General features: G+C 63.9%; 15 protein-coding genes and 3 pseudogenes. 7 read left to right on the top strand and 11 right to left on the bottom strand.

The features are described 5' to 3' along the window. From MGN01_RS24290 to MGN01_RS21230, 3 genes are all read left to right on the top strand, one after another. Nucleotides 1-185 (top strand): hypothetical protein (locus MGN01_RS24290; protein WP_244612314.1); only part of this gene is annotated, 185 nt, incomplete at its 5' end. Then, nucleotides 109-882 (top strand): EAL domain-containing protein, encoded by a 774-nt coding sequence (locus MGN01_RS21235; protein ID WP_238258352.1) that lies wholly within the window; start codon nt 109-111, stop codon nt 880-882. The genes MGN01_RS24290 and MGN01_RS21235, both read left to right, overlap by 77 nt. 726 nt (nt 883-1,608) lie before the next feature. Next, nucleotides 1,609-2,706 (top strand): glycosyltransferase 61 family protein, encoded by a 1,098-nt coding sequence (locus MGN01_RS21230; protein ID WP_147048811.1) that lies wholly within the window; start codon nt 1,609-1,611, stop codon nt 2,704-2,706. Between the two features lie 472 nt (nt 2,707-3,178). Here the strand turns inward: MGN01_RS21230 and MGN01_RS21225 are convergent, their stop codons facing one another. Genes MGN01_RS21225 through MGN01_RS23780 form a run of 3 tightly spaced genes read right to left on the bottom strand, consistent with a single transcriptional unit; the run spans nt 3,179 to nt 4,612 of the window. After that, nucleotides 3,179-3,874: a VIT1/CCC1 transporter family protein gene (locus tag MGN01_RS21225; RefSeq protein WP_147048810.1), complete on the bottom strand. Its 696-nt coding sequence runs from the start codon at nt 3,872-3,874 to the stop codon at nt 3,179-3,181. 5 nt (nt 3,875-3,879) lie between these two features. Then, nucleotides 3,880-4,407, bottom strand: a complete 528-nt coding sequence (locus MGN01_RS21220) for a cytochrome b (protein WP_147048814.1) — start codon at nt 4,405-4,407, stop codon at nt 3,880-3,882. 40 nt (nt 4,408-4,447) lie between these two features. Next, nucleotides 4,448-4,612 (bottom strand): hypothetical protein, encoded by a 165-nt coding sequence (locus tag MGN01_RS23780; RefSeq protein WP_170246095.1) that lies wholly within the window; start codon nt 4,610-4,612, stop codon nt 4,448-4,450. Between the two features lie 381 nt (nt 4,613-4,993). Between MGN01_RS23780 and MGN01_RS21210 the strand changes: the two are divergent. From MGN01_RS21210 to MGN01_RS24285, 3 pseudogenes are all read left to right on the top strand, one after another. Then, nucleotides 4,994-5,224: pseudogene (locus MGN01_RS21210) on the top strand (transposase); the annotation flags it as partial. A gap of 77 nt (nt 5,225-5,301) precedes the next feature. After that, nucleotides 5,302-5,466, top strand: a pseudogene (locus tag MGN01_RS21205) (IS481 family transposase); the annotation flags it as partial. Nucleotide 5,467: 1 nt separating this feature from the next. Continuing rightward, nucleotides 5,468-5,584: pseudogene (locus MGN01_RS24285) on the top strand (VOC family protein); the annotation flags it as partial. A 353-nt stretch (nt 5,585-5,937) separates the two neighbouring features. On the opposite strand, the gene MGN01_RS21195 reads toward MGN01_RS24285, so the two are convergent. From MGN01_RS21195 to MGN01_RS21160, 8 genes are all read right to left on the bottom strand, one after another. Then, nucleotides 5,938-6,792 (bottom strand): DUF1206 domain-containing protein, encoded by an 855-nt coding sequence (locus MGN01_RS21195; RefSeq protein WP_147048808.1) that lies wholly within the window; start codon nt 6,790-6,792, stop codon nt 5,938-5,940. A 505-nt stretch (nt 6,793-7,297) separates the two neighbouring features. Then, nucleotides 7,298-7,702 (bottom strand): site-specific integrase, encoded by a 405-nt coding sequence (locus MGN01_RS21190; RefSeq protein ID WP_174804618.1) that lies wholly within the window; start codon nt 7,700-7,702, stop codon nt 7,298-7,300. Then, on the bottom strand, nt 7,699-8,241 hold the full coding sequence (locus tag MGN01_RS21185) for a nitrilase-related carbon-nitrogen hydrolase (RefSeq protein WP_238258354.1): 543 nt from the start codon (nt 8,239-8,241) through the stop codon (nt 7,699-7,701). Before MGN01_RS21185 ends, MGN01_RS21190 begins: the two co-directional genes overlap by 4 nt. Nucleotides 8,242-8,363: 122 nt before the next feature. Continuing rightward, a complete protein-coding gene (locus MGN01_RS21180; RefSeq protein WP_147048807.1) occupies nt 8,364-8,501 on the bottom strand; it encodes a DUF2474 domain-containing protein in 138 nt (45 codons plus the stop codon). Continuing rightward, a complete protein-coding gene (gene cydB / locus MGN01_RS21175; protein ID WP_147048806.1) occupies nt 8,501-9,508 on the bottom strand; it encodes a cytochrome d ubiquinol oxidase subunit II in 1,008 nt (335 codons plus the stop codon). Before cydB ends, MGN01_RS21180 begins: the two co-directional genes overlap by 1 nt. 10 nt (nt 9,509-9,518) lie before the next feature. Beyond that, nucleotides 9,519-10,937 (bottom strand): cytochrome ubiquinol oxidase subunit I, encoded by a 1,419-nt coding sequence (locus tag MGN01_RS21170; RefSeq protein WP_147048813.1) that lies wholly within the window; start codon nt 10,935-10,937, stop codon nt 9,519-9,521. 46 nt (nt 10,938-10,983) lie between these two features. Continuing rightward, a complete protein-coding gene (gene hemA / locus MGN01_RS21165; RefSeq protein WP_147048805.1) occupies nt 10,984-12,210 on the bottom strand; it encodes a 5-aminolevulinate synthase in 1,227 nt (408 codons plus the stop codon). 102 nt (nt 12,211-12,312) lie between these two features. Continuing rightward, complete coding sequence (locus MGN01_RS21160) at nt 12,313-12,690, bottom strand: DUF983 domain-containing protein (RefSeq protein WP_238258356.1); 378 nt, start codon at nt 12,688-12,690, stop codon at nt 12,313-12,315. 219 nt (nt 12,691-12,909) lie between these two features. On the opposite strand from MGN01_RS21160, the gene MGN01_RS21155 reads away from it, so the two are divergent. Next, nucleotides 12,910-14,301: an aminotransferase-like domain-containing protein gene (locus MGN01_RS21155; RefSeq protein WP_147048803.1), complete on the top strand. Its 1,392-nt coding sequence runs from the start codon at nt 12,910-12,912 to the stop codon at nt 14,299-14,301. Nucleotides 14,302-14,536: the final 235 nt, after the last annotated feature.

Genomic DNA, 14,536 nt, shown 5'->3' with positions numbered 1-14,536 from the left:
AGGGCTGTGCTTATTTTAGTACATTTTCAGACCAAAGAATTATGAGCACCAATCGTCAACATTTGCGGCGATACATTGTGCTGCTGCATGCTTGGGAAAGTTCTGAAGATGGCCGGATGCAAAGATTGCAAGGACGGCGCCCCATTGCTGATCGCTTTCAGCATGGCGTTCCACCCTATCGTTGACGTGATCGAGAATAAGATCTGGGGCTATGAGTCTCTGGTCAGGGGTCTAGACGGACAAGGCGCCCTCCACGTCCTTGGTCAGGTCGATGAAACTAATCGATACAAATTCGATCAGGCTTGCCGTGTAAGGGCAATTGAGCTTGCGGGCCGTTTGTTCTCTGCCCCTGACACAAAGCTGTCGATCAATTTCATGCCGAACGCCGTCTACGAGCCGGCAGCTTGTATTCGCGCAACACTGGAAGCAGCGCATCGCGTCGGTTTTTCCCATGACCAGCTCGTGTTCGAGTTTACCGAAAACGAGCGCATGATTGATGTTCCTCACGTTCAGAGGATTATAGCTGAGTACCGTCGGCAGGGGTTTCTGACTGCTCTCGATGACTTCGGTGCAGGCTATGCCGGACTTAACCTACTGGCCAGCTTTCAGCCCGACCTAATTAAGCTCGATATGGAGCTGATCCGAAGCGTATCGACCTCGACGTCTCGCCAAATCATCATCGCCTCTATTGTCGCGATGGCAAAGCAACTGGGTGTGACAGTACTTGCCGAAGGCATCGAGACGGTGTCGGAGCTCGATACGCTACGTGCTGCTGGCATTCGGCTATTCCAAGGCTACCTTTTTGCTAAGCCAACATTTGAGAGCTTGCCTCCTATAGCGAACTTTGATGCTGACGGCGCGCTTAGCTTGCGAGTAGCTTGATCGCCAGAGTTCTGGATTCCGCCCCTTGTCGTTCTACAATCCTTTGAACCGAACTTGGTCCGGATCAGCCAGACAACAATCGTCGTTGTGGAGGAGCGCGGGCCGATTGCCTTGCGCTTGGCATGGATCTCAATTTGCAGTGTGCGACTGACGACAAATGCGAAACAGTTTCGCTTTTGGCTTCAGCCGGCTTCGCAGCTTTCATAGTGCACTTCAAACATTGAACGCTTCGTCAGATATGTAGCGAGTCGCGCGAGGCGGCGCAGCCCTCACTTTACCGACGCCTGTGTGTCCCCTTCGTTGGCGTTGGCTGACTTTTTCGCAGGTTTCGCTCGACGTCTGACGGCATCCCGCTGAGACCGACGGTCGCGAGCACCTGATCCCGCCACTCCTCATGCTGAGCCAAGACGCCCTTCAGCGCGTCGGCCGCACCCTGCTTTGTCGCCTCGAACCCGGTGTTTGCAGAAGCGGGCTTCGGGACGCCGACGAACTTTGTGGCACAGCTCAGCGACTTCCGCATCAGCTTCGGAGCGACGACGTATCGACGAGAGCAGCGATTGCGCTACAGCTCGACTGCGGCTGCAGGTTGGCGCGGATACTGTGCGAAGAGAGGGCCACGCCGGGATGAGTGGAGGCTTCAGCAATGCTAGAAATGTGCTTCAGGAATGGCGGTTTGCGTAACTGTGATTGCCGCCGTAGAGGCTAAGACTGAGGCCGATCCTTCACATGCGTAGCCAGGCCTTCCGTGACGTCATCGTGGTTCCACAACGCGGCGACCGATATCATGGCGGCCCGATCTGGCCGAACTTCTATCTGCGGGTACGCGCTCGTACTTGCTGGGGCATCATCCCCGTTCCGATCGATACGCGTCCCCACGCGAGCGCCCCTCCACACAGAATAATCGATGCTGGCGTGTGGTGTGGAATCGTCGGCCTGCACTATGGCCACATGATCGCAAGTCTTGGCATGCGCATCGTCGCTTCCGCAGCACTAGATCCAGCTCTGCCCCTGATTTTCAGCCTGCCAGATGTGGATCTATTCGAGCTGCCGCCATACTTCTGGCAGATGATAAATGTACTTGGTGTAGACAGACAGAGGCTGCTTTTTATTCGAGAGCCAGTAAAAGTCCTACGCCTTTACGTCTTTCCGCAAGCCGAGCGGCCTTTCGGAGGTGGGCCCTCAGCGCAGCATCTCGATCGCATGGATCGCCTATTTGGTGACAAGCGCCTGGTGCCCAAGGTCATCCCGGTCTCCTACGTGTCGCGCTCGCGCGTGACTCGCGGCGGTCAAATCGCCGGCGAATCTTACCTCGAAGAAGTTCTGCGCAAGCTCGGTGTCGAGATATACTTTCCCGAGGATCATTCGGTTGAGGCGCAGGTCGCTTATTACGCGCAGGTCAGGCGACTGATCTTCAGTGAAGGCTCGCCGGTCCATACACTGCAACTCGTCGGCCGACTTGGCGCGGATATAGCGGTGCTCGTCCGCCGTCCCAGGCAGTGGCACGCCTTCGCATCTCTGAAGCCCCGCGCAAGGTCGCTGACCTACCTACGCGCGACGGAGGCGCTGGTCCGAGGGCTTGGTGCCTCAAGGCGTAGTGAGCGGCATCGCGGCATCACGATCATGAACGAGGCAAAGCTTCTCCGCGAGTTTGCTCGAATAGGACTCGATCTCAGCACTCACTGGGACTCTCCCGCCTACACCGCGCGCCGGGATGCAGACATCAGAGGTTGGATCGTCGATCGCAGGAGTCAGAAATCGTCCTTCGATGAAGGAAAGTTTATCGAAACTCAACTTGCCGCACTCGGGATTGATATCTTTTACTGATAGATGTACTCCCCGACGTTCCAATAAATCGTACTGTCTTCTACAGTTCTCGGTGCTTCGACCCGCGTCCCATCAGTTGCGGCTACGGACCATCACGCCGGATCGCTACCGCGCACAGGACCGGACGTTCGGCTTCACGCCAATCTCGGCCATTCGCCGTCCATTGTCCAATCTTCGAAGCACCGCTCAGGACGAATCGCAGATCTCGGATCTAAGAGGATGCGCGGCTGCCGGCCAGAGCCGGTCGGCAGCTTCGCGCCCAGGCCGATCGTTCAGTAGCCATTGTCGCTGTCTCCAAAGCGGACGTCGGCTCAGGCCGTATCGCAGGACCGAGGTGCGCTAGAAGCATCCCTTCGACCAATCTCGGTCTAAGGGATGGTCTTTCCCCAAAAGCCGCGATCGTCACGCGTCAGTTGCGTCCTGCATCGCAGTGGGCGCGAGACGGGACAGTCTGAGCACGGCCGAGGGTTCGTTAAACGGCCTTGCCGACTAGGCTTCCAATGCCGGCCGTCACAGCCATGGCGAGCGCTCCCCAGAAGGCTACGCGCGCCGCCGCCTTCGGGATGTTTGCGCCCCCAATCTTGGCGCCGAGGGCACCGAGGACTGCCAGGAAAACCAGCGAGGCTACCGAAACAGTGTAGACTGTCAGGCTGGCGGGAGAGCCCACCGCCACGAAAAGCGGCATGGCGGCTCCGCTGGCAAAGGTCGCCGCTGAGGTCAGCGCCGCCTGAACGGGGCGCGCCATCGTGAGCTCCGAGATGCCGAGCTCGTCTCGGGCATGTGCCGCTAGCGCGTCCTTAGCCATGAGCTGGTCGGCGACCTGCAGGGCAAGCGCGCGGTCGAGCCCACGGTCGACATAGATCCGCGCGAGTTCCTCCTGCTCCGCGGCGGGGTCGTCGGCAAGCTCGCGGCGCTCGCGGGCGAGATCCCCCTGCTCCGTGTCGGACTGGGAACTGACCGAGACATACTCGCCGGCCGCCATCGACATCGCGCCCGCTACCAAGCCGGCGCAGCCCGCGACCAGGACTTCGCTGGTGCCGGCGGCGGAGGCTGCGACGCCCACGATCAGGCTCGCAGTCGAGATGAGGCCGTCGTTGGCGCCGAGCACGGCGGCCCGGAGCCAGCCTATTCGGTCGATGAGATGCCTCTCGGCGTGGACGGGTCGCATTGTCGTCAGGCTCTCCGGTGAAGCATCCGGCGCAGCACTGCGTCATGCCAGAGATAGTGGTGAACCAGCGCTGCCGCGGCATGGAATAGGGCTAATCCCATCAGGAGATTGGCGGCGAGGCCGTGCCAGTGCGTCAGCGGCCGGCGCCAGGACGGGTCGCCCAGCTTGGGCAGATCAACGGGTCCGATCAGGTGGACACCGCGCACGAATGCATTCGTAATGCCGAGGCCAACGACGACGAGCAGGAGGAGGTACAGCGCCGCATGGGTGGCCTTAGCCACACGATGGAGAATGCCAGGATCCTCAACGGGCAGCTGACGGCCGCGCGCCCGCCGCCAGAGGAGGAGTGCGATAACAAGGACGGCGAGAACGAAGCCGAAGTCGAAATGAGCCGACCAGGTTCCCGAGCGCAGGACCCCTTTCGGCACAAGGTCTTCCAGGAAGGTCCCGATCAACCAGAGCCCCAGCACGAGCCCGGCCGTTAGCCAATGCAGCGCGATGGTGCCGCGATCGTAGGTCGAGGCTCCGCGCATCAGGTCGTTCGCTCGTTCCACGTTCACGGCCTCACTTACATCAGCGGGATATCCAAACGGTGACGAGGCTGGCCACGAGAGCAGCGAAACTGGTGATTTCGCCGACGTGGCTGAAGCCGGCGGCTGACAGGGAAGCCAAGGCGCCGGCCACCACCAGGACGACGCCGAGGACCAGGAGTCGGTCGATCAGCCAGTTCATGGTCATGGACCGGTCCAAACTTTCGTCTCGCCCTGGTCCGTCGGCTCCCGTGGAATGATGCCCTTGCCCCTGGCAGTTAGGAACCACAGGCCGGGGTTGTCGCGTCCGTTGCGACTCGGCAGCCTTGGCCGGACCAAGCCCCTTTCAAGCAGCGAGCGAACAGTGCGCATCTCCCAAGGACCCAACGAGATAAGCGGCCCCTCACGGTTGAGGCGGCGCAGCATCGCTCGCTGCCCAGGCGAGAGGGCGCGCCAGTCCGTCAATCGTTGCTGACCATTCATTCTGTAATTAGAATTACTATAATCTGCAAGACTGACGCAAGCTGATCCGCCTTCATTGAAGTGGTCCGCCCTTTGGTATTGCTTTTGAGCCTGGAGGGCGGACGACGTGGCTAAGCACCCGAAGCCCGAGGAGATCGTCGCCAAGCTACGGCAGGCATATGTGCTGATCTTCCAGGGTCAGGGCGTCTCCGACGCGATCCGCGCCATCGGCGTGAGTTCAGTGACGTACTACCGTTGGCGGCGTGAGTTCGGTGGCCTGAAGAGCGATCAGGTTCGTCGGATGAAGGATCTGGAGACTGAGAACCAGCGGCTGCGCAAGGCGATCGCGGATCTCAGCGGAATACGGTGGGGTTCGCTTTGTCGTGGCTCCATCCTCTCAGGAGTTGGAGGCTCCGGGAAATCTGGGGCGGTTCACTCCCTACTCACCTGCAGCTCTTCCTAGATGACTACAACCGCGCCCGCCGGCTCAAGACCCTGCGAGGCCTCACACCCTACGAGCACGTTCTTCACGTCTGGATGAAAGAGCCCGAACGCTTCAGGCTCGACCCGTCACACCACATGCCGGGACCATACACCTAGTCATGTTCTCGCTTGGCACGAGGCTGGAACCACATACGGCGGCACCGCGATCGAGTGCCTGCCCACAGAGCGCCCGAGCAGGTCCTTTGTCGCTTACCTCCGCGATCTAGATAGATAAAAGCTCACGGCACGGACCAAGCCGGCGAACTGACAAAACCACGGCCGCAATCGCTCTATTCAGCCTTAAGGTTGAAGGCACGATCTACGTGTTCATCGCTGCCATGGCTCGCCAGAGATGCCGCGTTTCGGTCGATATGGCTGGGTCGTGCAGCATCCCCCGCCGCCGTGGAAGGCCTGCCTGATTTCATCGCAAGTTCACATCATCACGACGCGTGTATGCCCTGAGGGTCGCCAAACGAGCCGTAGGGAGCGGCAAAGCTGCTTGAGAGAGCAACAGCCTGAGACAGGAGCGAACGATCAGAGAAAGAGGTAGTTCGATTAGTGCACCAGCTGTCGGAAAATCCGAAAAATTCAGCGGCCCATCACTCCGGTAACAGTTTGCTTGAGCTTTGCCGTGGCTTCTTCCGCATCAGGTGCATCGATGTGGCGATAGCGGGCCTGCACGAGCCCAAACACCCCGAAGGCAAAAAGCCCCGCAGCCGTGACGGCCAGCAGAACCCAGCCGTAGGTCTGCTCACGTAACATCTGCAGGGCACCACCTAGGCCTTTCACCTCAGCAGAGCTGCTGTGCACAGCGGCGAGGATCAGGAAGGCACCAACCAAGCCAAAGACCACTCCACGAGCAGCAAACCCCAGCCGCCCCATAGGCACAGCCCACCTACGAACTTCCGTGGGCAAAGTAAGCCTCTCGAGGACATCGCCCTTCCACCCCTTGCGGAGGAAAGTCACGCCGACGCCAATGACGAGCAAGCCGATCAGTCCGGTCAGCCACTGGCCGAGAGGTTTGCTCAACAGCCACGCCGTCCAGTCGTGGATGGCATTGTCGTCGCCACTCCCACCCCGTTTGCCGAGTGCGAGCTGAGCGGCCGTCAGAGCCAAGCCGCCGTAGACGATGCCGCTTATGATATGACCTGCGCGTTGCGCCAAAGCCTTGGCCGAGCTTCCGCGACGATCGGCATCCGTGGTGCCCTCAATGATGCGCCAGAGGGCAAAGCCGACAAGGCCAACTGCGATCAGACCAAGCCAGAGGCGTCCGAAGGGCTGATTGAGAAGGGTGGCCAAAGCACTCTTGTTGCCGCCAGCTTGCCCGCCTGCTCCAACCGCTGCGAGAACGGCTAAGCCACCGACGAGGCAGTAGACGATACCTCGCGCTCCGTAGCCAGCGCGTGCCAGCATCTCCAGGGTGTGTCGCTCAAGACGGAACATGGCAGTGCTCTGAACTGACAGCCTGGAGCCAATTAGAACGGCTAGTCGCGAGGGACGTTCCGGCTTCGCGTTGAGCCGAACCTTGGCCCGGCGCAGTCTCTACTCGGCTGAATTGGTTCGTTTCTGGCCTTCGGGGTACCTGCGCTGAGCGCCCGAGCCTTCGTAATCTCAGTCCTTTTTGCTATCTCCAGGTTGTCCCTACGACGAAGATCAGCGCGTATCTGCACGTCACAGCATTCAATCTCGAACAATCGCGCTTACGTTGGAAGTCATTAGGGTGGCGATATTAGGGGACCGTTTCTGCAATCTGCTGCAGCTCAGCTGCCGGGAACACACTTCAATGAATTCAACGGTCTGCGTAGGCTTCCCAAGCTGAATGTCGTCGGTTCGATCCCGATCGCCAGCTCCACTTAAACGATTGATGTTATTGATTTTTTTGCCGCAGACTGCGGTCAAGGTGTTCCCCATGTTCCCCATGGTGTTCCCCATCGGCCTCCTGGTTCGTTCAGGATCCGTTCTTCGCAGCCCTGTGTGCGATCCGAAGCTCGGCGACGTGGCGCGATTTTCCGAGCGCACCTCGCGAGTAGCGTTGGGTCGTCGCCGTCTGAGAGTGAGCCGCAGCTGACCGGATATGGTCGAGGTCGGCGCCTGCATCCTCGGCTTCTGTGATGGCGCCGGCTCTGGCGTCCATGTTCCAGACGTCATCTGGCACGCCTGCTGCCCGTGCCACAACCCGCCATTCGCGACCATAGGCTGACTCGGCATAGGGGCGACCAGCCGACTCGTCGACGATGACGGGTCCGATCCGAGCTTCGGGGGGAATGAGCGCGACGAGTTCGCTCACTAAGGGGCAGAGCTTGAGGTCGTGAGCCGCGAAGGCTCCGGTTTTCGTCGTCGCCTTCCGGATCACGAGATTGGCATCGATGTCCTGCCACGTAAGGCCATTGTTCCATCGGCGTCCTCGTAGGACGAACGATCCCTCAGCGCCGTGCGCAGGAGCGGCATGTAGTTCTCCCAGCATATGGCGGTCCCGATCCGACCGAGAGGCGTACTGGCGACATCGAGCGTCGAGCCGTCGCCGAAGCCCCAGACCAGTCGTTCCGAGGCGGTGGGCATCAGCTTGCGGCGGCGTGCCAGAAGGGCGCCGTCGGGCCCGAAGGTCAGGGCGCTGCAGTACAGGGTGCCGCCGGACCGCTCGATCACGCCGACGACGAGGTGAAGCTTGCCGGCACGGGCGACAGCGGCGATGGCCTCGGTCGCCGGTCCCGGCACGTCGATGGCGCTCGCGTGATAGCGGAGGAAGTCGTCCCGGCTGGCCGACGTGCGGGAGCCGACCGTCGCGCCGAAGTCGAGCCCTTTCGGGTAGCCGCCGACGAACGCCTCGGGGAACACCGCCAGATCAGCCCCGCGGGCCGCGGCGTCGCTGGCGAGATCCGCGAGCTTGTCCAACGGTCCGCGCGGTGTCGAACAGGATCGACCCGGCCTGCACCACGGCGGCCGTGACAAAGTGCTTCGACGACATGGAAGGTCCAACTTTGGGTTTGAGGATGGCCAGGGTCGAGGTACGGGCGTCAGCCCGCCTTCAGCCAGGTCCTCAGGAGGCCGGCGACGATCCCGAGCGAGAGGACGCTGCCGGCCCACAGCGAGGCGAACCACACGAGGCGGCGCCACAAGGGAGCGGGGTGAAGGGGAGCGGTGTCGATGCCCATCAATGGTACCCCGCCGCGTCGACCTTCCCGCGGAAGACCCAGTACGAGTAGGCCGTGTAGATCAGGATGACCGGGATCAGGACGGACGCCCCCGCGAGCAGGAAGACCTGGCTCGCATGCGGGGCCGCCGCCTCCCAGATCGTGATCCGGCCCGGCACGACGTCGGGGAAGATGCTGATCCCCAGCCCGACGAAGGAGAGCAGGAACAGGCCGAGCGCCAGCAGGAACGGCGTCCGCTCCGCCCCGCCGCGCAGCAGGCGGAAGAATAGGAACGAGGCCACCGCAACGAGGAGCGGCACCTGCGCCGTGAGCAGCACGCCCGGCATCGAGAACCAGCGCTCCCAATACTTGCCCTCCAGGAAAGGCGTCGCCGCGCTGACGGCCGCGATCACCGCGACCGTCGCCGCGCCGAGCCAGAGCGAGAAGGTCCGCGCCCGATCCTGCAGGCTTCCTTCCGTCCGCATCACCAGCCAGGTCGCGCCAAGCAGGGCGTAGCCGCAGACGATGCCTAGGCCGACGAGCAGGCTGAAGGGCGTGAGCCAGTCCCACCAGCCGCCCGCATAGGCGCGGCCTTCCACCTTGATGCCCTGGAGCAGCGCGCCGAGGGTGACGCCCTGCGCGAAGGCCGCGACGACGGAGCCCCCGGTGAAGGCGACGTCCCACAGCGCCCGGTGGCGTGAGTCGCGCCAGCGGAACTCGAAGGCGACGCCGCGGAAGATCAGGCCGAGCAGCATCGCGATGATCGGCGCATAGAGCGCCGGCATGATGACGGCGTAGGCGAGCGGGAACACCGCGAACAGGCCGCCGCCGCCGAGCACCAGCCAGGTCTCGTTGCCGTCCCAGACCGGCGCGATCGAGTTCATCGCCGTGTCGCGCTCGTGTCCCGGCCGGAAGGCCGGGAACAGGATGCCGATGCCGAGGTCGAAGCCGTCCATCACGATGTAGGCGAAGACCGCGAAGGCGATGATGAGCGCCCAAACCACCGTCAGGTCAATGTTGGCGAGCATGATGGGCTCCTCACTCGGCCGGGTGGAGGGTGCGGTCGAGATCGACCGACGGCGCCGGCGTGATGCCGGCGGTGCGGATCGGCGCCCCCGGCTCGATCCCGTGCTCGCCCCGGTGCGGGGACTTCGCCATCAGGTGCAGGATGTAGAGGATGCCCATCCCGAACACGGCGAAGTAGACCAGCACGAAGGCGGTCAGCGATGCGGCGACCGCGGGCGCGTGGAGCGGCGAGGCCGATTCGGTCGTGCGCAGGAGGCCGTAGACTGTGAAGGGCTGGCGACCGACCTCGGTGGTGATCCAACCGGCGACGACGGCGACGAAGCCGGCGGGACCCATCGCGAGGGCGAAGCGGTGCAGCGGCGCCCACTCGTAGAGCCGCCCCTTGTAGCGGGCGAGAAGGCTGAGGCCCCCCAGCAGGAGCATGAGCATCCCCAGGCTGACCATCACCCGGAAGGACCAGAACACCACCGGGACCGGCGGCCAGTTCTCCCGCGGCACGCTGTCGAGGCCCTTCAGCGGCTCGTTGAGGCCGTGCTTGAGGATCAGGGAGGAGAGCTTGGGCACCTCGACGGCGTAGCGGACCGTGCCCGCCGCCTGGTCCGGCAGGCCGAACAGGATGAGCGGAGCACCGTCGGGATGGCTCTGGTAATGGCCTTCCATCGCCATGACCTTGGCCGGCTGGTGCTCCAGCGTGTTCAGGCCGTGGGCATCGCCGGCGAGGATCTGGATCGGCGCGACGACGGCGAGCATCCACATCGCCATCGAGAACATCGTCCGCGCGCCCTCGTTGGCACGGTCGCGAAGCAGGTGCCAGGCGCCGACCGCGCCGACGACGAGCGCGGTAGTCAGGTAGGCGGCAAGGACCATGTGGACGAGGCGGTACGGGAACGAGGGGTTGAAGACGATGGCCCACCAGTCGGCCGGCACGAACTGGCCGGCTGCGTTGACCGTGTGACCCTGAGGCGTCTGCATCCAGGAGTTCACGGACAGGATCCAGAAGGCCGAGAAGAAGGTCCCGATCGCCACCATCAGGGTGGCGAGGAAGTGCAGCCGCGGCCCGACCTTGGTCATGCCGAACAGCATGACGCCGAGGAATCCCGCTTCCAAGAAGAAGGCCGAGAGCACCTCGTAGGCCATCAGCGGGCCGAGTACGGGCCCCGTCTTGTCGGCGTAGACTGACCAGTTGGTCCCGAACTGGTAGGACATGACCAGGCCGGACACGACGCCCATGGCGAAGCCGATGGCGAAGATCTTGATCCAGTACCGGAACAGGTCGATGAACACCTGTCGGCCGGTGGCCAGCCAGAGGCCCTCCAGCACCATCAGGTAGCTGGCGAGGCCGATGGAGAAGGCCGGGAACACGATGTGGAAGGCCACCGTGAACCCGAACTGCCATCTCGCGAGCAGCAGGGCGTCGACGTTCGCCAGCATGTCGGTCATCCGTTGCGTTCCTTGATGGGGCCGAGGGTAGCTGCGGTCAGGCCGCCAGCAAAACTTCGACCCAGCCCAGGCATGAGCGAACCTCGACGAGCGCTCCCACGAGCGCCCGCATGTGCTCCTCGGTATGGAGCGGCGTCGGGGTGATCCTGAGCCGCTCGCCGCCGCGGGGCACGGTCGGATAGTTGATCGGCTGGACGTAAATGCCGTGACGCTCCAGCAGCTCCTCGCTGATCCGCCGGCAGAGGTGGGCGTCGCCGACCATGACCGGCAGGATGTGGCTCTGGCTCGGCAGGACCGGCAGCCCGGCTTGGCGCAGCATCGCCATGAGGGTCGCCGCGTTCCGCTGTTGCGCGGCCCGCTCCGCCTGACTGTGCCTGAGGTGCCGCACCGCGGCCCGCGCGCCGGCGGCGAGGTGCGGACACAGCGACGTGGTGAAGATGAGGCCGGCCGCGTGGCTGCGGATCACGTCGACGACCGTGGACGGACCGGCGACGTAGCCGCCCATCCCGCCGAAGGCCTTGCCGAGCGTCGCCTCGATCAGGGTGACGCGATGGGCCACCCCCTCGCGCTCGGCGATGCCGGCGCCGTGCGGGCCGTACATCCCGACCGCGTGCACCTCGTCGAGGTAGGTGAGCGCACCGTGCCGTTCCGCGACGTCGCAGATCTCGGCGATGGGCGCCACGTCGCCGTCCATGCTGTAGACGCTCTCGAAGGCCACGATCTTCGTCCGGCCGGGCTCGTACCGAGACAGCATGGCATCGAGCGCGGCGACGTCGTTGTGCGGGAAGATCGCCTTCTGGGTTCGCGCGCGGCGGATGCCCTCGATCATCGAGTTGTGGTTGCCGGAGTCCGACAGAATCACGCTGCCCGGCAGCACCTGGCCGAGGACGCTCAGCGCCGCGAGGTTCGAGACGTAGCCCGAGGTGAACAAGAGGGCGGCCTCCTTCCCATGCAGGTCGGCCAGGTCGCGCTCTAGCAGAACGTGCTCGTGGGCCGTCCCGGAGATGTTACGGGTGCCGCCCGCGCCGGCACCGTAGCGCTCCAGGGCCTCGTGCATGGCGTCGAGGACCTTGGGGCTGTGTCCCATCCCGAGGTAATCGTTGCTGCACCAGACCATGACCGGTCGGCGGCTACCGTCCGGATGTCGCCAGACGGCGGTCGGAAAGGTGCCGACATTCCGCTCAAGCTCGATGAACGTCCGATAGCGGCCATCCTCGCGCAGCTTCCGAAGGGAAGCCTCGAACACGTCGGAATAGGGGATCATCGTCCCGGTCCTCGTCAAGTCGGATGAAGTCACGGTAAGCCCAGTGTCGGGCGATGCCGCCGGCGCGCGTCAGCCCGGGATCGGGCGAGGTCGGCAGCGCGGTCAATCCCTGGTCGTGGGACCGACAACAGGCGCCTTCGGGACCGCGAAGCGTCCCTCCTCGGCCTTGTGGATGTACTGGCTGGCGATGAAGAGCCCTTTCATCGGCCGGATGATCGGCACGCAGGCCAGCAGCAGCAACGGCAGCGTCACGACCGCGTGGACCCAAAGCGGCGGGTCGTAGGCAAGCTCCAGCCAGATGCCGAATGCGGTGACTGGGAAGGCCATCGTCATCATGATGAAGAAGGCGGGTCCGTCGGCTGGGTCGGCGAAGCTGTAGTCGAGGCCGCAGGCCTCGCAGCGCGGCTTCATGGTAATGAAGCCGTCGAACAAGCGCCCCTGGCCGCAGCGCGGGCAGCGGCACCGCAAGCCGACTGACATGAGGGATTGATCGGTCGTCCTTTGCATCGTCCACGTTCCTGAACCGCTCGCCGTCCGGCGGCATGAAGGGGCACCTTGCGCGCTCCGAATGTATGGCCTACATATCCATACATTCGTGGTGGAAGCTGGCTGCTTCAAAGGCGCTGTCCCAGACAAAGCTACCTCTCGCCTTGCCTGTATGATGGATGTATGCATACAACAATGCGAGAACAGGGGTCAATGATGGAATCTTGGAACCCGACAATCGCAGGTGGGGCGGGCCCTAAGTACCTCGCCATCGTCAAGGCGCTGGCCGAGGACATCCGTGCCGGCCGGCTTTCGCCGGGCATGCGCCTCCCGCCGCAGCGCGCCCTAGCCAAGCACCTCAACGTCGACCTCACCACGGTAACGCGCGCCTTCAACGAGGCACGCAGGACGGGCCTGATCGATGCCACGGCCGGAAGGGGCAGCTTCGTTCGCGGCGCCGCGCTACCGGTAGCCGAGGTGCGCCGGCCGGACCCGTCCGGGAGCGTCGACTTCAGCATGAACATGCCACCGCAGCCAGTCGCGGCGCGTCTGGCCGAGCGTATGGAGGCAGGCTTGTCGCGGCTTGCCGCTTCCCCGGGTTTCCTCGACCGCATGCAGTACCAGGACAGCGCCGGGAACATGGCCGACCGCGCTGCGGCAGCGCAGTGGCTCGGCCAGCGGCTCGGGCCGCTTCCGGTGCATCGCGTCCTCGTGGGAGGCGGCGCCCAGGTCGTGCTCGCAGCCGTACTCGCCGCCCTGCTCAAGCCGGGGGATACGCTGTGCGTTCCGGCCCTTACCTACCCCGGCCTACGAATGGCCGCCGAGCGCCGAGGCGTTCGCCTCGTTCCGGTCGCCTGCGACGAGGATGGACTCGATCCGGACGCGTTCCTCGACAGCTGCAAGGCCGAGCATCCGCGCGCCCTGTACCTGGTGCCGACGCTCGACAATCCAACGACCGCGACGATGCCGAAGGCGCGCCGGGAGCGGATCGCGGAGGTCGCGCGCACACACGGGGTCGCGATCATCGAGGACGACGCCTACGGCGCACTGCCACCTGATGCTCCGGCCCCGATCGCGTCCCTTGCCGGGGACATAACCTGGCACGTCGCGACGCTGTCCAAGTGCGCCAGCCCGGGCCTGCGCATCGCCTACGTCGCCCTGCCGGGGACAAACGAGGCCGTGCGGCTCGCCGCCGAGCTTCGGGCGATCAATATGATGGCCTCACCCCTCACGGCCGCGCTCGCCTCGCACTGGATCGTCGACGGCGAGCTCGACGCGGTCGTCGCGGCCATTCGGCAGGAGAATGGTTACAGACAGGCAGTCGCGCGCGAGGCCCTGCAGGGTCTCGACTTCCAGGCCCAATCCTGCGGGCACCACCTCTGGCTCCGGCTTCCCGAGCCCTGGCGTCGCGGCGCGTTCGGGGCGCACGCACGTCAACTTGGGCTGTCTGTCATCCTAAGCGATGCCTTCGCCGTCGGGCCGGCACCCGAAGCCATTCGCGTTTCCTTGGGGGCGGCCCCGGATGCCGAGACCCTGCGGTATGGCTTGAGCCTGCTCGCGACGCTCCTGGCGCATCCGCCCGGTGCGATTTCCACGGTCGTCTGACGTGCCTGGCGTGGCAAATCCGGCCGTGGAGCGAGAAGACTCCGTCAAACCTCGGCGTGACTTCGCTTGGCTTCGACGGACCAGGGTCCCGGCCGCCTTCTTCGGGATGGTCCTGGGGCTCTGTGGCTTGGGAAATGGCTGGCGTGCCATGGCTCGCCTCGCGCTGGCGCCCGCCTGGGTCGGCGAGGCGCTCTCTCTCTCTCTCTCTCTCTCTCTCTCTCTCTCTCTCTCTCTT

Source organism: Methylobacterium gnaphalii (assembly GCF_007992215.1).
GTDB lineage: Bacteria > Pseudomonadota > Alphaproteobacteria > Rhizobiales > Beijerinckiaceae > Methylobacterium > Methylobacterium gnaphalii.
The sequence above is the reverse complement of the archived record's forward strand: the minus strand, read 5'-3'. Positions and strand labels throughout refer to the sequence as shown.